This window comes from Achromobacter sp. JD417, assembly GCF_041879325.1.
GTDB lineage: Bacteria > Pseudomonadota > Gammaproteobacteria > Burkholderiales > Burkholderiaceae_B > Achromobacter > Achromobacter mucicolens.
The window spans coordinates 3,873,064-3,893,795 of record NZ_CP087159.1; the positions used below are offsets into that span (position 1 = coordinate 3,873,064).

18 protein-coding genes are annotated in these 20,732 nt (G+C 67.4%); 8 read left to right on the forward strand and 10 right to left on the reverse strand.

What is annotated here, in order from left to right; genetic code table 11:
• Nucleotides 1-31 precede the first annotated feature (31 nt).
• The 8 genes from LN047_RS17875 to LN047_RS17910 all read right to left on the reverse strand — a co-directional run bounded on the left by LN047_RS17875 (nucleotide 32) and on the right by LN047_RS17910 (nucleotide 9,196).
• Nucleotides 32-1,348: a malonyl-CoA decarboxylase domain-containing protein gene (locus LN047_RS17875; RefSeq protein ID WP_253856728.1), complete on the reverse strand. Its 1,317-nt coding sequence runs from the start codon at nucleotides 1,346-1,348 to the stop codon at nucleotides 32-34.
• The gene (locus tag LN047_RS17880) at nucleotides 1,299-2,051 is read right to left on the reverse strand and encodes a GntR family transcriptional regulator (RefSeq protein ID WP_062839112.1); all 753 of its coding nucleotides are present in this window, start codon (nucleotides 2,049-2,051) and stop codon (nucleotides 1,299-1,301) included. Before LN047_RS17880 ends, LN047_RS17875 begins: the two co-directional genes overlap by 50 nt.
• Nucleotides 2,052-2,210: 159 nt before the next feature.
• Complete coding sequence (locus LN047_RS17885) at nucleotides 2,211-2,981, reverse strand: hypothetical protein (RefSeq protein ID WP_063956324.1); 771 nt, start codon at nucleotides 2,979-2,981, stop codon at nucleotides 2,211-2,213.
• 35 nt (nucleotides 2,982-3,016) lie between these two features.
• On the reverse strand, nucleotides 3,017-4,036 hold the full coding sequence (locus LN047_RS17890; RefSeq protein ID WP_373979746.1) for an acyl-CoA dehydrogenase family protein: 1,020 nt from the start codon (nucleotides 4,034-4,036) through the stop codon (nucleotides 3,017-3,019).
• A gap of 6 nt (nucleotides 4,037-4,042) precedes the next feature.
• Nucleotides 4,043-5,245 (reverse strand): acyl-CoA dehydrogenase family protein, encoded by a 1,203-nt coding sequence (locus LN047_RS17895; RefSeq protein ID WP_373979747.1) that lies wholly within the window; start codon nucleotides 5,243-5,245, stop codon nucleotides 4,043-4,045.
• 4 nt (nucleotides 5,246-5,249) lie between these two features.
• Nucleotides 5,250-6,218, reverse strand: coding sequence for a Bug family tripartite tricarboxylate transporter substrate binding protein (locus LN047_RS17900; RefSeq protein WP_373979748.1), 969 nt, complete (start codon nucleotides 6,216-6,218; stop codon nucleotides 5,250-5,252).
• Between the two features lie 33 nt (nucleotides 6,219-6,251).
• Nucleotides 6,252-8,336 carry an acetate--CoA ligase family protein gene (locus tag LN047_RS17905; RefSeq protein WP_373979749.1) on the reverse strand — a complete coding sequence of 695 codons (2,085 nt, stop codon included), beginning with the start codon at nucleotides 8,334-8,336 and terminating at the stop codon, nucleotides 6,252-6,254.
• Nucleotides 8,333-9,196 carry an enoyl-CoA hydratase gene (locus LN047_RS17910; RefSeq protein WP_373979750.1) on the reverse strand — a complete coding sequence of 288 codons (864 nt, stop codon included), beginning with the start codon at nucleotides 9,194-9,196 and terminating at the stop codon, nucleotides 8,333-8,335. Before LN047_RS17910 ends, LN047_RS17905 begins: the two co-directional genes overlap by 4 nt.
• A gap of 112 nt (nucleotides 9,197-9,308) precedes the next feature.
• Here LN047_RS17910 and LN047_RS17915 point away from each other — a divergent pair, with 112 nt between their 5' ends.
• A complete protein-coding gene (locus tag LN047_RS17915; RefSeq protein ID WP_373979751.1) occupies nucleotides 9,309-10,088 on the forward strand; it encodes an IclR family transcriptional regulator in 780 nt (259 codons plus the stop codon).
• 57 nt (nucleotides 10,089-10,145) lie between these two features.
• Here LN047_RS17915 and bktB read toward each other — a convergent pair whose 3' ends face one another.
• Nucleotides 10,146-11,327 (reverse strand): beta-ketothiolase BktB, encoded by a 1,182-nt coding sequence (gene bktB / locus LN047_RS17920; RefSeq protein ID WP_175155879.1) that lies wholly within the window; start codon nucleotides 11,325-11,327, stop codon nucleotides 10,146-10,148.
• Between the two features lie 212 nt (nucleotides 11,328-11,539).
• Between bktB and LN047_RS17925 the strand changes: the two genes are divergently transcribed.
• The 3 genes from LN047_RS17925 to LN047_RS17935 all read left to right on the forward strand — a co-directional run bounded on the left by LN047_RS17925 (nucleotide 11,540) and on the right by LN047_RS17935 (nucleotide 14,249).
• Nucleotides 11,540-12,688 (forward strand): acyl-CoA dehydrogenase family protein, encoded by a 1,149-nt coding sequence (locus tag LN047_RS17925; RefSeq protein WP_373979752.1) that lies wholly within the window; start codon nucleotides 11,540-11,542, stop codon nucleotides 12,686-12,688.
• Between the two features lie 11 nt (nucleotides 12,689-12,699).
• Entirely contained in the window at nucleotides 12,700-13,704 is a 1,005-nt protein-coding gene (locus LN047_RS17930; RefSeq protein WP_373979753.1) for an acyl-CoA dehydrogenase family protein, read from the forward strand.
• Nucleotides 13,705-13,808: 104 nt separating this feature from the next.
• The gene (locus LN047_RS17935; protein WP_180098319.1) at nucleotides 13,809-14,249 is read left to right on the forward strand and encodes a CBS domain-containing protein; all 441 of its coding nucleotides are present in this window, start codon (nucleotides 13,809-13,811) and stop codon (nucleotides 14,247-14,249) included.
• A 21-nt stretch (nucleotides 14,250-14,270) separates the two neighbouring features.
• Here LN047_RS17935 and LN047_RS17940 read toward each other — a convergent pair whose 3' ends face one another.
• Nucleotides 14,271-15,035, reverse strand: a complete 765-nt coding sequence (locus LN047_RS17940; RefSeq protein WP_373979754.1) for a TSUP family transporter — start codon at nucleotides 15,033-15,035, stop codon at nucleotides 14,271-14,273.
• Between the two features lie 299 nt (nucleotides 15,036-15,334).
• Between LN047_RS17940 and LN047_RS17945 the strand changes: the two genes are divergently transcribed.
• The 4 genes from LN047_RS17945 to LN047_RS17960 all read left to right on the forward strand — a co-directional run bounded on the left by LN047_RS17945 (nucleotide 15,335) and on the right by LN047_RS17960 (nucleotide 20,720).
• Entirely contained in the window at nucleotides 15,335-16,213 is an 879-nt protein-coding gene (locus LN047_RS17945; RefSeq protein ID WP_373979755.1) for an FxLYD domain-containing protein, read from the forward strand.
• A complete protein-coding gene (locus LN047_RS17950) occupies nucleotides 16,203-17,090 on the forward strand; it encodes an FxLYD domain-containing protein (protein ID WP_373979756.1) in 888 nt (295 codons plus the stop codon). The genes LN047_RS17945 and LN047_RS17950 overlap by 11 nt, the downstream gene beginning before the upstream one ends.
• Nucleotides 17,091-17,324: 234 nt before the next feature.
• The gene (gene acnB, locus LN047_RS17955; protein WP_373979757.1) at nucleotides 17,325-19,916 is read left to right on the forward strand and encodes a bifunctional aconitate hydratase 2/2-methylisocitrate dehydratase; all 2,592 of its coding nucleotides are present in this window, start codon (nucleotides 17,325-17,327) and stop codon (nucleotides 19,914-19,916) included.
• A gap of 207 nt (nucleotides 19,917-20,123) precedes the next feature.
• Nucleotides 20,124-20,720: a hypothetical protein gene (locus LN047_RS17960; protein WP_279990632.1), complete on the forward strand. Its 597-nt coding sequence runs from the start codon at nucleotides 20,124-20,126 to the stop codon at nucleotides 20,718-20,720.
• Nucleotides 20,721-20,732 lie beyond the last annotated feature (12 nt).

Consider the following 20,732-nt stretch of genomic DNA (forward strand, 5'->3'; position numbering starts at 1 on the left):
TTGATGGAATCCGCCGCCGTGTTTCCGGCGGTCAGGCCACGCGCCCCACGCCGCGGCTGATCTGGGGCTTGCCGTCGTTCAGGCGCTGAAGGTTGGTGTCCAGTTCGTCCAGGTCATACAGGTAATTGACCATCATGGCGCACGATTGCTTCAGCCCCTTGGGTGACGTATCCGCCGCCCAGTTCAACCGCTCGATGCGCGCGCCGTTGCCCAGGTGAAACCGCGCCACCGGGTCTACCGGCAGGCCGTTCTTCATGGTTTGCAGATAGCAGGCCGCCAGCCGGAATCCGGCGCGCTTGACGACGTCGGGCGCCTTGCCCTGCGCGGCCTTGGCCAGCCGCGCGACCCACCGCTGACCGTCCGGCACGCCCTCGCGGTTGCGGTCCTTGGCGCGGGTCTTGTCTTCGCGCACGATGGCCTCGACCGCCTGAGCGTCCTGCTTGCCCAGCCAGTCGGTGAAGCCCGGGATGGGTGACAGCGTGGCAAAGGCCTTCAGCTTGGGCAGCTCTTCCAGCAGCTGCTCGACCACGCGCTTGAGCAGGAAGTTGCCGAAACTGATGCCCTTCAGGCCGGGCTGCGTGTTCGAAATCGAATAGAAGATCGCCCAGCGCGCCTTGTCCAGGTCCTGCGGCGGCAGCGTGCTGTCCAGCAGCACCTGCACGTTGTCGGCCATCTGGCTGGCAAAGGCCACTTCCACGAAGATCAACGGCACGCCCGGCATCTGCGGGTGGAAATAGGCGTAACAACGGCGATCGGGCGCGACGCGGTGGCGCAGGTCGTCCCAGGACTTGATCTCGTGGACGGCCTCGTAAAGGATCAGCTTTTCCAGCAGCGAAGCCGGCGAATCCCAGGTCAGCGGGCGCAGTTCCAGCAGACCCACGTCGAACCAGGCCGACAAGAGGCCTTCCAGTTCCTTGTCCAGCGACTGGATGCCCGCCACCTGCTTGCGCCAGCGCAGCATGTCGGCGCGCAATTCAACCAGGAAGCGCAGGCCCTGCGGCTGGGCGTTGAATCGTTTGAAGAGCCGCACGCCTTCGCCGCCCTCACCCGCGTAAGTGGCGCGGATCTGCGCCAGCGCGGCCAGCATCAGGCGGCGGTCCTTGCCGTCGGCCGCCGAGTACTGCTCGCACCAGCGGCGCGCCAGCTTGTTGGCGGCGACGTCGGTCAGACGCGCCTCGAACAGGCGGCGGACTTCCGACTCGCTGGGCAGGCGGCCGCGATCCCACAGCCGGCCCAGCCGGGTGATCAGGCTGGCGCTTTCGGCCGCGGCGGCGGCGTCGACGACATCGGCCTCGGGCTCAGGCGTGCGTGCGCCGCGCGCGGGCGCGAGATTGGCGGGTGCGGACATGGGCGGGCTCCTCGATGACGATGGGATCGGACGGCGCCGCATCGGCGGCGTCTTCGTTGCTGAGAACGCGCAGCGCTTCAAGCTGACGCATCAAATGGGTGTGCGCCAGCGCCTGCGCGGCGTCGGAATCGTGGGCCTTCAGGGCCTCGAAAATGGCCAGGTGTTCGGCGCAGGACTGGTCGATGCGGCCGGGCCGGGACAGGCTGCGATGGCGCGACAGGCTCAGGACCTTGCGCAGGTTGCCGACCATGTCGGACAGCCATTGGTTTCCGGCCAGAGCCTGAACGGCTTCGTGAATGAGGTAATTGGTCTTGTAGTAGGCGTCGATGCGGCCGGCCTTGGCATGACCGGCCAGCGCGGCGTGCAGCGGTTCCAGCTCGGCCAGTTGGGCATCGGTGGCCTTGCGCGCTGCCTCGAAGGCGCAGCGCCCTTCCAGCATCGCCATCAGCGGGAAGATATCTTCCAGATCTTGCGCCGACAGCTCGTTCACGAAGCAGCCGCGGCGCGGCTCCAGCCGAACCAGCCCTTCAGTGGCCAGCACTTTCAGCGCCTCGCGCAGCGGCGTGCGCGAAATGCCCATTTCGCCGGCCAGCCGCAATTCGTCGATCCACTCTCCGTTGCGCAGCGACCGCGCGTGGATCATGCCGCGCAGGCGGTCCGCGACTTCCAGATACAAGGCTTGCCGGACGATGGGATGGTTCATGGGCAGGCGGCGCGGGAAACGCCGTAATTCATAATTATGATTAAGCCGATGATAGACCCGGGGTTGGAGAAAGGTAAACCCCCGGGAGACTCGGGACCTTCCCTAACAAGACGAAGTGGCGTGCATGAAAGGGGGACAGGAGAGCGGCTGAGACTAGGATCAGAAATGCAAAACGCCGTCCACCGCATGCCGCGTCAGCGAGCGTGCCCAGCGGCGAGCGGGTAGCCCGTACTTGCCTTCCACCACCTCGGCGCGGGCCAGCAAGTCAGCGGGCGTGATCGCCAGGCTTGGGCCGGAAAAAGCCAAAACGATCTGATTGCCGGCCTCGACTTCGGGCAAGAGCACCACCCGGTCATCGAACGCCTTGGACAGGTTGTCGATGTTCTTGCCGAAGCTTTCGTGCCGGCCGAACAGGTTCACGGCCAGGATGCCGACCTCGCCCAGCACGCGGCGGCAGTCGCGGTAGAACTTCACGCTGTCGCGCACCGGCCCTTCGGCGGCGGCGTCGTACAGGTCCACCATCAGCACGGGGCAGCGCCCGGCGTTCAGCGGGTCGGCCACCCAGGCGCCGGCGTCGGTGTGTTCGACCTGCAGCCGGTTGGCGCCCGGCAGGCGGAAGAACATGTGGCACGCGGCGGTCACGCGCGGGTTCCATTCCACGGCCAGGAGCGGGCTGCGCGTGTGCTTGGCGCAAAAGCGCGCCAGCGAGCCTGCGCCCAGGCCCAGCATGCCGATGGCCTCTTCCTTCGGTGGCTCCAGGAACAGCAGCCAGGCCATCATCTGCGCCGTGTACTCCAGCACCAGCGCAGACGGATTCTTGATGTGCATCGCGCCCTGCACCCATTCGGTGTTGAAGTGCAGATAGCGCACGCCGTCCACTTCGGAAAGCGTCGGCTGGTCGAGTTCGGAGGGAAAGTTGGATTTGTGCATGGGCGCGATTGTAGGCCCGCGGCAAGCCTCTTCGGCTACGCCGCCGCTTCCCAGATGCGTTCCAGCAGATCGGGGCCTGGCACCTCGGCCTCCAGGCTGGCATCCAGCCGCAACACGCGCTTTAGGTAAAGATGCGCATCGCATTCCCACGTGACCCCCAGCGCGCCGTGGACCTGGATGGCGTTCTGCGCGACGCGCCGGCTGGCCTGCCCGGCCAGCAGCGGCGCGAACAGGCAATCGCGCGACGCGGAATCCGCGCCGGTATCCAATGCGGCCGCGGCTGCCCACCCCGCAAGCCGCGCGTCGTCCAGCGCCATCCAGTCCTCGGCCAGACGATGCTTGATTGCCTGATTGGCGCCGATGGCGCGGCCGAACTGCTGGCGTTCGCGGGCATATGCCGCGGCGATATCCAGCGCCGCCGACGCCGCGCCCAGCATTTCGGCAGCGCGCAGCACGCGCAAGCGCGTGCGTAGAACCTCCCACGTGCCCGGATCGGTTTCGATATCCGCGCTGGCCACGACCTGCGGATTGGCCGCGACCGCGACGGGCATCGTGGGATCCAGGCCGCCCACGCCCCGCACGGGCGACAGCAGCATCAGGCGCAATGACGCCGCGCCCGTCTTACGCACGGCCAGTGCGCGCACGTCGTCGCACGCGCCTTCGATGAAGGCCGACCCGTCGGGACGCAGGGCCGCGTCGGCATACCAGGTGTCACCCGCCATCATGTCGCCGGTCCACCCGGCGGGCACACCGCGCGCCTGGCACAGTGTGGGCAGCAACGCCATGTTGGCCACGAGCGGCAGGCTCAGCAGATGACGGCCCGCCTCCTCGGCCACGATCCAGGCCTCGCGCATGCCCAACCCCAGCCCGCCGTGGGTATCGGGCGCAAGCAAGGCCGGCCAGCCCTGCTCCGCCAGGTCGCGCCACAGGGCATGGCGCGCCGCCGCGTCCTGCCCGATTGCGGCGCGCGCCACGGCCACGGGATGGCGCTGCGACAGGAAACGTTGCGCGGCATCGCGCAGCATGCGCTGGTCTTCACTGAGATGCAGATTCATGAGGCGTCAGGCCTTGGGCAGGCCGAGCATCTGCTCGGCAATGATGTTGCGCTGGATCTCGGACGTGCCGGCCAGGATGGTTTCGGCGCGCGACCACAGATAAGCGTGCGTCAGTTGCGCGGCGCGCGCATCGGCGGCGTCCACGCCCAGGCTGGCGTCTTCGCCCAGCAGTTGCAGGGACAGCTCGAGCAGACGCTGGTGCGCCTCGCTCCAGTGGATCTTGGTGGACGACCCTTCCGGTCCGGGGGGATCACCGCGCATCGCGCCCGCCAGCGCGCGCTGTGACTTGAGCGCCAGCACATGGCTGTCGGCGGCCAGCCGCGCCCACCGGTGGCGCACCGGCGCCGACGAGGCGGGCGTGCGCCCATGAGCGTCGGGCTGCAAGGCCAGCTCGCGCACCTGCCGCAGTTCTTGCGCAAAGCGCACGAGCCGAGGAATGAAATACGTGCCGCGCTCGAAGCTGGCGGCGGCCATGGCGATTCGCCAGCCCTGGTTCAATTCGCCCAGCAGCGCGTCCTGCGGCACAAAGACGTCATCGAAGAACACCTCGCAGAATTCGGCCTCGCCCGTGATCTGCCGGATGGGTTCCACGCGCACGCCCGCGCTGCGCATGTCCACCAGCAGGAAGCTCAACCCCTTGTGCCTGGGCGCGTCGGGATCGGTGCGCGCCAGCACGAAGCACCACTGCGCCCGGTCCGCGAACGACGTCCAGATCTTGTGGCCGTTCAGGCGAAAGCCGCCCGGCTCGGCCTGCGCCCGCGTGCGCACGGCAGCCAGGTCGGACCCCGCGCCCGGCTCCGAATAGCCCTGGCACCACACCTCGCGATTTGTCAGGATGCCAGGCAGAAAGCGCTGTTTCTGCGCCTCGGTGCCAAAATGCAGCACGGTGGGCGCCAGGATGCCGTGGCCGATCAGGTTCACACCCAGTGGCGCGCCGCAACGGGCGTGCTCTTCATGAAAGACCGCCTGGCGCGACAAGGGCAGCGCCTTGCCGCCGTAAGCCTGCGGCCAGCCCAGCCCGGACCAGCCGTTTGCGCACAACGTGTCTTCCCAGGCACGCCGGTAGTCCAGGTTGCGCGGATCGGCGCCGCCGGGCCACGACCGCGCAAAGCCGGCGTAGGCCGCGTCGAGCCAGCGGCGCAGGTCGCGCCGGAACGCTTCGTCTTCCTGCGCCGCGCCGTCCTGCGCGACGGTTTCCAGCATCGTCATTCGGTCACTCCAGCCGGATGTTCGAGTCGCGCGCGACCTTGGCCCACGTCGCCACATCCTGCTGGATGAACGCGCCGAAGGCCTTGGGGTCGCTGCCGATGATGTCCAGCCCCAGACTCACGAACTGCTTTTTGACCTCGGGCTGCTGCAGGATCTGCGCGATGTTCTGGTAGAGCTTGTCGATCACCGGCTGCGGCGTGCGCGCCGGCGCCACCAGGCCGAGCCACGGCATGGCCGAATAGCCAGGCAGGCCGGAGGCGTCCACCGTCGGCAGCTCGGGCACCGAGGCCGACGGCTTGGCGGTCGTGACCGCCAGGGCGCGCAGCTTGCCGTCCTTGACGAAGGGGCCGGACGACGCCCACGCGTCGAACATCACCTGCAGGCGTCCGGCCACCAGATCGTTAAGCGCCGGCGCACTGCCCTTGTACGGAATGTGCGCCATCTGGACCCCGGCCATGCTGTTGAAAAGCTCGGCCAGCAGGTGCGTCGAACTGCCCGTGCCGACCGAGCCGTAGCTGACCTTGCCCGGATTGGCCTTCAGGTAGGCGATGAGCTCGCCAACGTTCTTGGCCGGCACCGACGGATGAACGCCCAGCACGTGCACCACCGACGCCACCTGCGAGATCGGCGCAAAGTCCTTGATCGGATCGTAGTTGACCTTAGCGTAGATGCTGGGCGCGATTCCCAGCGAGGACGCGGCCATCAGCAACGTGTAGCCGTCCGGTTCGGCGCGCGAGACGTAGTCGGATGCGATCATCGTGCCGCCGCCCGGCTTGTTCTCCACGATCACCGGCTGGCCCAGCCTGCCGCTCAGTTTTTCCGCCAGCAGGCGGCTCATGATGTCGGTCGCGCCGCCAGGCGAGAACGGCACCACGATGCGCACGGGGCGGCTGGGGTAGTTGTCCTGGGCGTGGGCGGCGCCGGTGATGCCCATGCAAGCCAGTGCGACGCTGGCCAATGCTTTCTTGATCATGCTTGTCTCCTCCTGGGGGGGTGCGCGATCGCGCTACGGGGTTGCGGGCAGGATCAGGGCATCCAGCACCGCGACGCCCTGCCCTGCCTCTTTGATAAGCAGTGGGTTCACTTCGATCTGAGACACGTGCGCGGGCGCGGCCAGCAAGGCGTTGCCGATCGCCACGATGCGCTGGCACGCTGCCGCCACGTCGCCGCGCGGCTTGCCGCGAAAGCCGTCCAGCAACGCAAAAGCCTTGAGTTCGCGCAACATCTGCAAGGCGATGTCCTCGTCCACCGGCAAGAGGCGGTGGCTGGTGTCCTGGTAGATTTCGGTCAGCACGCCACCTAGCCCCACGGTCAGCACGGGCCCGAAGACCGGATCGCGCGTGGCGCCGACGATGATCTCGGCGACGCCACGTTCCATCTTCTGGACCATCACGCCGTCGATGCGCGCGCCTGGCTGCGCGCGGGCCGCCGCCTGCGTTACGTCCGCCCAGGCCGCGCGCACCGCCTCGTCGTCCGCCAGGTTCAGCGCAACGCCGCCAGCCTCGGTCTTGTGGGCAATGTCGGGACTCAGGACTTTCACGGCGACGGGATAGCCCACTCGGCGCGCGTCGCGCACCGCCTCGTCCGCGCTGCGCGCCACCCCGCTGGCGGCCTCGGGTAAACCGAACGCGGCCACGTAGGCGCGCGCCTGCGCCTCGTTGCACGGCAAGGCCGGCACGGCCACCGTGTCCAATACCGGTTGATCCGCCTGGCGCCGGGTGGCGCGGGCGTCGCACCACAACAGATAGGGCGCCAGCGCGGCCACGGCCAGACCAAGGTCCTCGAACACCGCCACTTCGGCCTCGCGCAGCGCCGCGCGGCTTTGCGCCAGGCCCGTGTCGATGGCCACGAACAAACGCCGGTGCTGGCGCGATGCCTCGGCCAGCGCGTCGGCCATGCGGTCAAGCATGTAGCCGGGCGCATACACGACCACCGCGTCGATGGCGTCCGACGTTCCCAGCGCCTGGAGCACGGTGCGCACGAACGCCGGATCGTTGACCACATTGCCGGTGACGTCCACCGGATTGCCCACCATGCCGTAGTCGGGAATTCCCCCGCGCAGCACCTCCTGCAGGTCCGGCGGCAAATCGGGCAGCGACAGCCCCGCACCGATGAACTTGTCAGCCAGGATGGCGCCCAGCGCACCCGACATCGTCAAGACGGCCACGCGCTTGCCTGCCGCGCGGTGCCGCAGCGTCGCCAGGCTGGCCAGATGCGCCATCTGCGCGAAGTCCGTGGCCTCGATGACATTCAGTTGCCGGAACGCCGCCGCATACACGCGGCGATCGCCGGCCAGCGCAGACGTGTGCGACTGCACCGCCTGCGCGCCTTTGTCGGTGGCGCCCGCCTTCAGCGCAATCAGCAGCTTGCCGCGCCGTTCGAGTTCGCGGCACGCCTGCACGAAGCGGCCCCCATCGCGCAGCTGTTCGATGTAGCCCAGCACGATCTCGGTCTGCGGATCGGCCGCCAGATATTCCAGATACTGCGAGAAATCCAGGCAGGCCTCGTTGCCCGTGTTGATGAAGTGCGAGAACGGCAGCCCCACACGGCGCGCGATGGCGTACACCGCGGCGCACACGTTGCCGCTCTGCGTCAGCAGGCTGACCGACCCCGGCCCTTCCTGCGCGGGCGCAGTCTTGAACACCGAGGCAAAGGCGGTGTGCGCCTGCGTATTCAGATTCGCAAACCCCATGCAGTTCGGGCCGGCAACCGCCATGCCGCTTTGCGCCACGAAGGCTTCCAGCTCGGCCTGCAGGCGCGCGCCCTCGCCGCCCGCCTCGGCAAAACCCGCGGCATAGACGATGGCGGCGGGGATGCCCTTGGCGTGACAGCGGCGCAGCATGGGCGTCACCTCCGCCGCCGCGATGGCCAGCACCGCCAGGTCCACCGGCTCGGGCACGGCTTCGATGTCAGGCCAGCAACGCAGGCCAAACACTTCCTGGTACTTCGGGTTGACGGGATAGATGCCGCCCTCAAAGCCAAAGCGGGTCAGCAATTCGAGCGGCATGCCGCCGATCCTGCCGGGATTGCCGCTGGCGCCGATCATGGCGATCGAACGGGGATTAAGCAACGGTTCAAGGCGGGACGTCATGCGGTTTCACCCGTCTTTCCCGAGACCGCGCCGGACTGTTCGGCCGCCTTGTTTGCATCGCGGGCAGGCAGGTCCTTGTTGCGCTGGATGGCCTGGGCCAGGCCTCGCTGGCGCACCGCCTGGAATTCCTCGGTAAGGTGAGAGAGCTGGTGCGTGTCGAAATGCGCCGACAAGGCCGTGCGAAAGCCCTGCGCGTCGGCCGTGCGATTGAGCGAACGCTTCAGGAGGCGCAGCCCGAAGGGCGGCGCCTGCGCGATGCGCTGCGCCAGTTCAAGTGTCGCAGCCTCCAGATCCGCCTCGGGCACCACCCGGTTGACCATGCCGATGCGCAGCGCTTCCTCGGCGCCAACCTTTTCGCCGGTGTAGAGCATTTCCTTGGCCTTGCGCAGCCCCATCACCCAGGGATGGATCAGCACCTCGGTGGCGGCCGCGGCCAGGGTATGCCCCACCGGGTCAGAAAAGTACGCAGTGTCGGCGCACACCACCAGGTCGCACATGTTGGCGATCATGAAGCCGCCCGCCACGCACGCGCCCTGCACCTGCGCCACGATGGGCTTGGGAAAGTCCCAGATGCGCAGGCAATAGCCGTAGTAGCGGCGTGACTCGTACGCCCAGCGTTCCTCGACGGTAAAGTCCGCGCGCTTGGCCTGCGCTTCCTTCAGGTCGTGCCCGGCCGAGAAATGTGCGCCTCGGCCGGCCAGGATCACCACTCGGATGTCGTCGTCCTCTTGCGCACGCGCCAGCGCGTGGTCCAGCTCGTCCAGCATCTGCTGGCTTTGCGCGTTGCGCGCGGATTCGCGGGCCAGGCTGATGCGGCATACCGCGTCAAACCGTTCGACGGCCAGGGTGGCGTATTCCATGGTCTCCTCGTCCTTGTAATGCCGCGCCATCGAATGCGGCGCGATCAGCTGGATTGAATTAACGCACCACGAATCCTAAAATACAAAATATTCAATCAATTATTCCCACAATATGAACACAACAGGATCAACCGGGGGAACCCAGAGCATGCGCCGCGCGCTCGGCCTGCTGCGCGTGCTGGCGCAGCATCAGGAGGACGGCATCGATCTGCAGGGTGTGATGACCGCGACCGGCCTGGAGCGCTCCACCGCCCACCGCCTGCTCAGTTGCCTGCTGGAAGAACAATTCGCCGAACGCGACCGCGCCACCCGCCGTTATCGGCTGGGCGTGGATTCGATGCAACTGGGGTTTGCCGCCTTGCGCCGCACGCCGCTGCTGGACGCGCTGCGACCCTTCGCGCAGAAGCTCGCGCGCCTGTCGGGCGACACGGTCTTCCTGGTGATCCGCCAGGGCGACTACGCGCTATGCCTGCTGCGCGAGGCCGGCTCGTTCCCGGTCAAGGTCTTCACCATCGACCAGGGCGAGCGCCGCCTTCTTGGCGTGGGCGCGGGCGGCCTGGCGCTGATGGCGGCACTGCCCGACGAGGAGATCGCCGCGCTGTACGCCCGGCACGCCGCCAGCTACGCGCACATCCGCGTGTCCAGCACCGCGCTGATGAAGGCGGTCAGGCATACCCGGGCCGCGGGTTACGCCGAGATCGTGGACACCATCACGCCGGGCGTATCGGGCGTGGGCGTGGCGTTTCCAGTGTCCGAGCTGACGTGGGTGGCGTTCAGCTTTGGCGCCATCAGCAGCCGGCTCGACGCGCCCCGGCGCGCGCAGATGGGCGCACTGCTGCACGCCGAGTGCCAGGCGTGGGCCAAGGACTACCTGGGTCAGGACGCCAAGTAAAAAGCCCGCAACGCCCCGGCGCTACCGGGACGTTGCGGGCTTGCGGCGCGAAAAGAATCAGATCCGTTCGAAGATCGCTGCGATCCCCTGGCCGCCGCCGATGCACATGGTGACCAGCGCATAGCGGCCTTGCACGCGCTGCAGCTCATGCAAGGCCTTGGTGGCGATGATGGCGCCGGTTGCGCCGATGGGGTGGCCCAGGCCGATGCCGCTGCCGTTCGGGTTCACCTTGGCCGCGTCCAGCTTCAGCTCGCGCGACACCGCGCAAGCCTGGGCGGCAAATGCCTCGTTGGCCTCGATGACGTCCAGCTGGTCGACCGTCAGGCCCGCGCGCTTGAGCGCCGCCTGGGTGGCGGGCACCGGGCCGATGCCCATGATGTCCGGGTCCACACCGGCGTGGGCGTAGGCGACCAGGCGCGCCAGCGGCTTGATGCCGCGCTTGGCCGCGACCGAGGCGTTCATCAGCACCAGCGCGCCCGCGCCGTCGTTCAGGCCGGACGCGTTGCCCGCGGTGACCGTGCCGTTTTCCTTCTGGAACACCGGCTTCAGGCTGGCCAGGCTGTCGGCCGTGACGTCGCGGCGCACGTGTTCGTCGGTGTCGAACACGATCTCGCCTTTGCGCGATTTGATCTTCACGGGCACGATCTGGTCGCGGAAGTGGCCGGCATCGATCGCGGCCGCGGCGCGGCGGTGCGATTCGGCGGCCAAGGCGTCCTGGTCCTGACGGTTGATGCCGAACTTTGCGGCCACGTTTTCCGCCGTGACGCCCATGTGCATCTTGCCGAACGGGTCGGACAGCGCGCCGGTCATCATGTCCAGCATGACGCTGTCGCCCATGCGCGCGCCCCAGCGCTGTGCCGGGGCGATGTACGGCGCGCGGCTCATGCTCTCGGCGCCGGCGCCCACGGCGATGTCGGCGTCACCCAGCATGATCGACTGCGCGGCCGACACGATGGCCTGCAGGCCCGAGCCGCACAGCCGGTTGACGTTGAAGGCGGGCGTCTCCTTGGAGATGCCGGCATTCATGGCGGCCACGCGCGACAGGTACATGTCGCGCGGCTCGGTGTTGATGACGTGGCCGACGGCGACATGGCCTACTTCGTCGCCCGAGACGCCCGCGCGTTCCAGCGCGGCGCGGATGACGGTGGCGCCCAGATCGCAGGGCGGCACATCCTTGAGCGCGCCGCCGAAATCCCCGATGGCGGTGCGGACGGCCGAAGCGACGATGACTTCATTCATGGTGTTTCCTCCTTGTGGTGCGTTTTGAGTCGCGCGATGCGTGGCTTGAAGTGCGGTCCATCATACTGCCGGGCCGCGGCGCCCGCGTTTCGGCCGCCGATACCGAAGCCGTATCAGAAAGGCAAAAAATACTATTGGACAGCGTTCGACGCGTTCCCCGATAGTGGCCACCGGCGCCCCTTGCTGCGCCTTTGTCCGACCCGGAGCGCCCGATGATCGATACGCTGGAACTGACTGCCATTCCCCCCGAGGACGAAGCCTTGCGCGCCGAGGTGCGCGCCTTCCTGGCCGATGCGCTGGACGGGCTGGAGCCCGATGAGCGCGCGCGCTCCTGGATGGGGTTTGACGCCGGATTTAGCCGCCAGCTTGCCGAACGCGGCTGGCTGGGTCTGACGTTGCCGCGCGAATACGGCGGCGCGGCGCGCGGCCATTTCGCGCGGTTCGTGCTGTCCGAAGAATTGCTGGGCGCGGGCGCGCCCGTGTCGGCGCACTGGATCGCGGACCGCCAGAGCGCGCCCCTCATCCTGAAGTACGGCACGCCGGCGCAACGGGACTTCTACCTGCCGCGCATCTGCGCCGCGCAGGCCTTTTTTTGCATCGGCATGAGCGAACCGGGCTCCGGTTCGGACCTGGCCAGCATCCGCACGCGGGCCGAGCCCGATGGCGGCGGATGGCGCCTTAACGGCAGCAAGATCTGGACGACCAACGCGCACCGCTCGCACTACATGATCGCGCTGGTGCGCACCTCGGGCACTGCCCAGGACCGGCACCAGGGGCTGTCGCAGGTCATCGTGGACCTGTCCCTGCCCGGCGTGTCGGTGCGGCCCATCGAAGACCTGGCGGGCGACGCGCATTTCTCGGAAGTGTTCTTCGACAACGTGGCCTTGCCGGCCGATGCGCTGATCGGCGAGGAAGGCGCGGGCTGGGCGCAGGTCAACGCCGAACTGGCCTTCGAGCGCAGCGGCCCCGAGCGTCTGTATTCCAGCATCGCGCTGCTGGAATGCTGGCTGGCGCACTGCCGCGAGCGCGACGCCGACGCCGCAAGCCGCGCCACGCTGGGCGCCATCCTGTCGCAGATGGCGGTGCTGCGCGCCATGTCGCTGGCGGTTGCCGGCAAGCTGGCCGCCGGCCTGAGTCCCGCCACGGAGGCGTCGCTGGTCAAGGACCTGGGCACCGAGCTTGAACAGGCCATCCCGCGCCTAGTCGGCGATACGCTGGGCCGGCATCCTGACCGGCCCGTGCCCCTGCCGCTGCTGCGTACGCTGGCGTATCTGGAACAGGTTGCGCCCACGTTTTCGCTGCGCGGCGGCACCCGTGAAATCCTGCGCGGGATCATCGCCCGCGGACTTGGCCTTCGATAAGGACGACCGCCATGGACAACATTTTTGGCGATGCCGCCGAACGCCTTTTTTCCCAGACCTGCACGCCCGAGATGATCCGCCGGACCGAACAGGGCCAGCCGCCCGCCGCCGCGTGGCAGGCCTGCGAGGACGCCGGCTTTGCGGACGCGCTGGTTCTGGAAGCGCACGGCGGCGCGGGCCTGGGCCTCGCAGACGCGCTGCCGGTCGTGCTGGCGGCGGGCCGGCACCTGTGCCCCTACCCCATTGCCCACACCCTGCTCGCGCGCGCCTGGCTAAGCCGCGCGCAGCGCCCGCAAGCGGCCGGGTCGATCGCGCTTGCGCCGCATGGCCTTGCCATCGATGGCGGACGCATCGCCGGCGTCAGTGTGGCCTGGGCGCGCAGCGCCGACTACGTACTGGCGGGCATCGGCGGCCAGACCTGGCTGCTGCCCATGCAGGCGGCGCGCATCGAACCGAACGGCGTGCACGGCAGCCTGGACGGCGGCGCGTCGTGGGCGCTTGGCGACGCCGAACGCATCGAGGGGCCCGCGCCGCTGGACACGCTGGCAGCCGCCGCCTATGCCGGCCTGATCGCCGGCGCGATGGACCGGGTGCTGGCGATGACGCTGGCGTACGCCAACCAGCGCGCGCAGTTCGGCAAGCCCATCGGCCGCTTTCAGGCGGTGCAACAGCAGATCAGCGTGATGGCCGAACAGGTGTGGGCCGCCCGCATGGCGGCAGAGCTGGCCTTTCAAAGCGACGACGGCCTGCCCCGCCCCTTGCTCGCCGCGTTGGGCAAGGCCCGCGCAAGCCAGGCCGTGCCGCAGGTGGCCGACATCGCGCACGCGGTGCACGGCGCCATCGGCGTCACCGAGGAATATGACTTGCAGCTTTACACCCGCCGGCTGCGCGATTGGCGGCTGGCGGCGGGATCGGAAGCCCACTGGCACGAGCGCATCGGGGCGGACGCGATCGCCAGCGGGGCCGATGCGCTGACCTACCTGCGCACGGCGTTGTACGCCCGGCCAGCCGCCTAGCCCCGCCATGCGTTTCGCGACAACAACGCGAAACCACGCGTCGCGCTTGCGGCAATCCCGCAGGCAGGCTTAGGATGGAGCATGGTTCGTTTCGGGAGCACATCGTGAAGACAGTTGCTGAGCTTCTCAGGGAAAAGGCCAATCACGCCGTCGTGACGGTTTCTCCGGATTCGTCGGTCTTTGACGCGATCAAGACGATGGCCGACCGCGGCATCGGCGCGGTGGTGGTGGTGGAAGGCGACGTGGTGCTGGGCATGCTGACCGAACGCGACTACGCGCGCAAGATCGTCCTGCAGGACCGCTCATCGCGCACGACCAAGGTGCGCGACATCATGACAGACTCGGTCTACTACGTTGGTCCAGCCGACACGCGGGAACACTGCATGGCGATGATGACCGAACGGCATTTCCGCCACCTGCCGGTCATCGACAAGGACAAGCTCGTCGGTCTGTTGTCCATTGGCGATCTGGTCAAGGACGTCATGAGCGAGCAGAAGTTCATCATCCACGAACTGGAGCGCTACATCTCGGGCGAGCACCGTTGATGCATCAGGCTGGCGGCCGCCCTATCCGGCCGCCAACAGCCTGGACGCGGGGACGATCAGTCCCAGGCCCGCAGCCAGCAGCAGCACAAACACCATGCGCTTGACCGTCTTCATCGAATTCTCGGTGCTGTAGCGGCGCGCGAACCACGTCACGCCAATCACGACCGGCAGCGCCTGCACGCTCATCCAGAACGACGACGCCATGAAGGCGCCCTGCCCGGTCACGAGCGCAAGCCGCACCGTGGCATTCAGGGAAAAGAGGATCAAGAGGCTATTGCGGATGGTGGCCAGCGGCAGCGGCTGACGGTACAGGTGATAGACCATGGGCGGACCGGCGCTGGAAAACAGGCCGCCCAGCACGCCCGACACCCCGCCGAAAAACACGCTGGACGTGCGCGAAGACAACTGCGCCAGCGGCTGGGTGCGCGTCACCAGCAAGATGGCGCAGGCCAGGATGGTGACGCCAAGCAGCAGTTGCAACAGCACCGCCATGGATCCGCTGATCCACGTCAGCGCGGCCACGCCCACCCCCACGCCGGCCAGGCTGCTGACCGCGGCGGGCGTCAGCAGCGACCAGTTCACCTGCGGTCTGGCGCGCAGCAGCGTGACACCCGCATTGACCAGCGACAGCACGCTGACCACGTTGGCGACCTCGGCGACCGAGGCCAGTTGAAACACGCCCGACAGGCCCAGCAGCACCAGCCCAAACGCAAAGCCCGTCATCGTCTGGGCATAGGTGGCAAGCGCCACGCAGGCCAAAAACAGCAGGTGTTGATCGATGCTCATGCGACGGGTGGAGCCAGACCTCGGCTCTGCCCGGCTGCGCGCCGGGGCGGCAGTGAGCGGATCGACGGGAAACGGCGTGGTAACAGGTTAACGAGTTAACGGGGTAATGCTTTTCGGCGGGAATGATAGCACCGGGGAAATGCGGTGATCCGGCCCCCGTCGCGCCGAATGCACACAGTTGGTCACAATCTGATGCGCTCATGCACCCCGGCCATGCCGCGCGGCCGCTATCCTTGCCGCCCGGCTATCCCCTGCCGCCCGCCGCGCCGACCTGGATCGCGCGGGCCTGCGTACCGAGAATGACGCCCAAACAGACCACCATCAATACGGTGACGCTGACCTGCTCCACCTGCGGCAGCGCCCAGTTCACCAAGCTGGACACCAACGAATACCAGTGCAGCCACTGCCACGCCGTCACGCTGGTCGAGGACAACGTGGCGCAGCGTCTGGAAAAAATCCTGCGCAACATCCAGAAGCCGCAGTCCGCGCCCATCAAGCCCGTGGCGATCGTGGCGATCTTGGTGGGGATCCTGGCCGCGGTGATCGTCCCCCTGGTCGTGTCCACGCTGGGTTCGCGCCCGTCATCCGCGCCCACCCGCATTGCCGAACCGCCCATCGACGCCTCGCTGGTCAAGCTGACCGACGTGCAGGAAATCAAGACCCGCGGGCGCACCGAGCTCGTCATGATCGTGCGCAACGAAACGGGCCGCAAGATCGACGTGCCGCGTGTGTCGGCATCGTTCTTCCAGGGCGACCTGTCGCTGGCCACCGTGTCCGGCTCGGCGCCCGCGCGCTCGCTGCAACCGGGGGAATACACGCCCCTGAAGATCTCGGCGCCGGACAAGGCGTTCAGCCGCTATGACCTGCAGGTCAGCACGCCGTCGCCCGCGCGCGGCAAGAACAACGACGTGGCCGCCAGCAAGGTGCAGCTCGTCCGCAACGACGGCACCTACCGACTGGTTGGCCTGATCCGCAACGAGGGCGCCCACCCGGCCAGCAGCACGCAGATCACGGTCATGCTGTACGGCGCCGACGGCAGGCTGATCGGCACCGGCAACGGCTACGCCACCGCCAGCCCGCTGGCCCCGGATGCGCTGACGTCGTTTGACGTGCGCTGCGAGATGCTGCGCGACGGCGAGGTCGCCGCCTACGATTACATGGTGCAAAGTGAAAGCTGATCGCTCCCCCTCCCGGCGCCTGACGCGACCGGCCCTGGCCGCGCTGGCGCTGATCCTGTTTGCGGCGGGCGCCTACGCCGCCTGGAAGTTCACCGCCCTCGGGCCGCGCAGCCAGCCCCCCGCGCAAACCGCCGCCAAAGCCGCGCCGCCCGCGGCCGAACCGCCCGCCAGCCGCATCGTGCGCGTCAGCCCGGCCAACACGCGGGTGATCGACCATGTCCGTCTGACCACCGAGGAATTGCTGGATCCGGACTTCGCGCTGTTCGACGCCGGAGCGCTGAAGCTGTCGGCCCCGCGCCGCCTGCTCGACGAGATCGAACGGCCCGTGCTGTATGCGGAACTGGTCAACACCAGCAAGGAATACGTGGCGCTGTCGCCGCGCGCCGAGATCGCGGTGTTCGACGGTTCGCGCCCGCTGGATCTGCGCCAGTCCTGGAGCCTGCCGACGTATCTGTATCCTGGCGAGCGCGTGCCGGTGGCGCTGACCGGGCGCGTGGAGCGCTTTTCCGAGGTCAAGACGAACTGGCTGCCCGCCAAGCGCGCCGCCCTGCCCGGCCCGCGGCCGCAGCTTGCCGTGACCGTGGAAAACACCGAAGCCGCCATTGGCACCGGCACGCTGAACTTCACCTACCGCTTCCGTTACAAGTACGTGACGGTGCATGGCCGGGTGCGCAACGACAGCGAGCGCGAGGTCGAGAAGGTGCGCGTGTGGGTCAGCCTGTACGACGCCCAGGACCAGCTCACCGGCGCCACCTTCAAGGAATTGCGCGTGCCGCGCCTGCCGCCTGGCGACAGCGCGCCCTTCGAGGTCGACGTCAAGCAGTACGGCGGCAATTTCGCCCGGGTCGGGGTGGTCTACGACGCCACCGCGCCCTGATCTCCCGACTGAAAGGCGTTTCCCCGGGGCGGCCATGCGGCCGCCCTTTTTCGTGGCGCCCGGCCTGATATCCGGCCCATTAACGCCGCCCCGCCCTCCCGGACGTCGCCGCCGAGCAACAGGCTATCGGCTCAAGTCTTATATAAGATATAAGACATTTGCTACCGGCCCCCACTTGCTTCTACAATTCTGGCCGACAACCCTTCTTCCAACCCGACTTTGAGCAGGCCTCACATGCTGGATACTTACCGCCAACACGTTGCCGAACGCGCGGCTCTGGGGATTCCCCCGCTGCCCCTTACGGCCAAACAAACCGCTGAACTGATCGAACTGCTGAAGAATCCGCCCGCTGGCGAGGAGCAGAATCTGGTCGAGCTGCTGACGCACCGCGTGCCGGCCGGCGTGGACGACGCCGCCAAGGTCAAGGCCTCCTACCTGGCCGCCGTGGCGCTGGGCAAGGAAGCTTGTGCGCTGATCAGCCGTGCCAAGGCGACGGAACTGCTGGGCACGATGCTCGGCGGCTACAACATTGGCCCGCTGGTCGACCTGCTGGATGATGCGGAAATCGGCACCATCGCCGCCGATGCGCTCAAGAAGACCCTGTTGATGTTCGACGCCTTCCACGACGTGAAGGAAAAGGCCGACAAGGGCAACGCCAACGCCAAGTCCGTGATGCAAAGCTGGGCCGACGCCGAATGGTTCACCAGCCGTCCGGAACTGCCGGAAAGCCTGACCATCACGGTCTTCAAGGTTCCGGGCGAAACCAACACCGACGACCTGTCGCCCGCCCCCGACGCCACCACCCGTCCCGACATCCCGATGCACGCCCTGGCGATGCTCAAGAACAAGCGCGACGGCGCCGCGTTCGAGCCGGAAGAAGACGGCAAGCGCGGCCCGGTCAAGTTCATCGAATCCCTGAAGGAAAAGGGCCACCTGGTCGCCTACGTGGGCGACGTGGTCGGCACGGGTTCGTCGCGCAAGTCGGCCACCAACTCGGTGCTGTGGTTCACGGGCGAAGACATCCCCTTCGTGCCGAACAAGCGCTTTGGCGGCGTGTGCCTGGGCAACAAGATTGCCCCGATCTTCTACAACACGATGGAAGACGCCGGCGCCCTGCCGATCGAGCTGGACGTGTCCAAGATGGAAATGGGCGACATGGTCGAGCTGCGCCCCTACGAAGGCAAGGCGATCAAGAACGGTGAAGTCATCGCCGAATTCGAGGTCAAGTCCGACGTGCTGTTCGATGAAGTGCGTGCCGGCGGCCGCATTCCGCTGATCATCGGCCGCGGCCTGACCGCCAAGGCCCGTGAAGCCCTGGGTCTGCCGCCCTCGACGCTGTTCCGCCTGCCCAAGGATCCGGTCGACTCCGGCCGCGGCTTCACGCTGGCCCAGAAGATGGTCGGCCGCGCCTGCGGTCTGCCGGAAGGCCGCGGCATCCGCCCGGGCACCTACTGCGAACCGAAGATGACCTCGGTCGGCAGCCAGGACACCACCGGTCCCATGACCCGCGACGAACTGAAGGACCTGGCCTGCCTGGGCTTCTCGTCCGACCTGGTGATGCAGTCGTTCTGCCACACCGCCGCCTACCCCAAGCCCGTGGACGTCAAGACGCACCACACGCTGCCGGAATTCATCAGCACCCGTGGCGGCGTGTCGCTGCGTCCGGGCGACGGCGTCATCCACTCGTGGCTGAACCGCATGCTGCTGCCCGACACCGTCGGCACCGGCGGCGATTCGCACACGCGCTTTCCCATCGGCATCTCCTTCCCGGCCGGCTCGGGCCTGGTGGCCTTTGCCGCCGCCACGGGCGTCATGCCGCTGGACATGCCGGAATCGGTGCTGGTGCGCTTCAAGGGCAAGCTGCAGCCCGGCGTCACCCTGCGCGACCTGGTCAACGCCATTCCGCTGTACGCCATCAAGCAAGGCCTGCTGACGGTTGCCAAGCAAGGCAAGAAGAACATCTTCTCCGGCCGCATCCTGGAAATCGAAGGCCTGCCCGACCTGAAGGTCGAACAAGCCTTTGAACTGTCGGACGCTTCCGCCGAACGTTCGGCCGCCGGCTGCTCGGTGCGCCTGAACAAGGAACCGATCATCGAGTACATCAACAGCAACATCGTGATGCTCAAGTGGATGATCGCCAACGGCTACGAAGACGAGCGCACGCTGGGCCGCCGCATCAAGGCGATGGAAGCCTGGCTGGCCGACCCCAAGCTGCTGGAGCCGGATGCCGACGCCGAATACGCCGCGGTCATCGAGATCGACCTGGCCGACGTGCATGAACCCATCGTCGCCTGCCCGAACGACCCCGACGACGTGAAGACGCTGTCCGAAGTCGCCGGCGCCAAGATCGACGAAGTGTTCATCGGCAGCTGCATGACCAACATCGGTCACTTCCGCGCGGCGTCCAAGCTGCTGGAAGGCAAGCGCGACATCCCGGTCAAGCTGTGGGTCGCTCCTCCGACCAAGATGGACGCCACGCAACTGACCGAGGAAGGCCACTACGGCGTGTTCGGCACGGCCGGCGCCCGTACCGAAATGCCGGGCTGCTCGCTGTGCATGGGCAACCAGGCGCAGGTCCGCGAAGGCGCGACGGTCATGTCGACCAGCACCCGCAACTTCCCGAACCGCCTGGGCAAGAACACCAACGTGTACCTGGGCTCGGCCGAACTGGCCGCGATCTGCTCCAAGCTTGGCCGCATCCCGACCAAGGACGAGTACATGGCCGACATGGGCGTCATCAACAAGAGCGGCGACCAGATCTACCAGTACCTGAACTTCGACAAGATCCCCGACTACAAGGACGTGGCGGACGTGATCGAGGTCTGATCCTGATCCCCCAGCCAGGCCTCGCGGCCTGATCGACGGCCCCGTGCAATCGCCCGGGGCCGTTTTTTTTTGCCTCTGTCCGAGCGATTGGGATCAGCAGGCAGCCTGTATAACGAAACGTTTCAATACAATCCAGGCATGCCGGTGAGACGTCGGCCGCCATCGCCGGGAAAGCCCTGGCGCATTTTTCCTGGAGGAAGCCTGCCAATGATCCGGCTATTGCCGCCGACGCTGTTGCTGACGCTAGCCGGCTGCGCCACCGCGCCGCCCTCGAATCCCGACAACATCTGCGCCATCTTCCGCGAGAAGCCGGAATGGCACGACGCGGCGCTGGAGGTGCAGAAGAAATGGGGCGCCCCCGTGCCGGTGCCGATCGCGATGATGTACCAGGAGTCTTCCTTCAAGCACGACGCGCTGCCGCCGCGCTATTACTTCCTGGGCTTCATCCCGTGGGGCCGCGTGAGCTCGGCGTACGGTTATGCGCAGGCAAAGGACGAGACCTGGGCCGACTACAAGCGCGAAGCGGGCGGCTGGACCTCCAGCCGCGACAACTTCGCCGACGCGCTGGACTTCATGGGCTGGTACATGAGCAAGACGCAGCGTATCAACGGCATCTCGAAGTGGGATGCGTATGGGCAGTATCTGAACTACCACGAGGGCTGGACCGGCTACCGCAACCGCAGTTACGACCGCAAGGCTTGGTTGAAGACCGTCTCGCAGAAAGTGCAGGCGCGCGCCGAGAAGTTCACGGCGCAGTACAAGAGCTGCGAATCGAGCCTGTCGCGGGGCGGATGGTTGTGGTGAAGGGCCGAATTG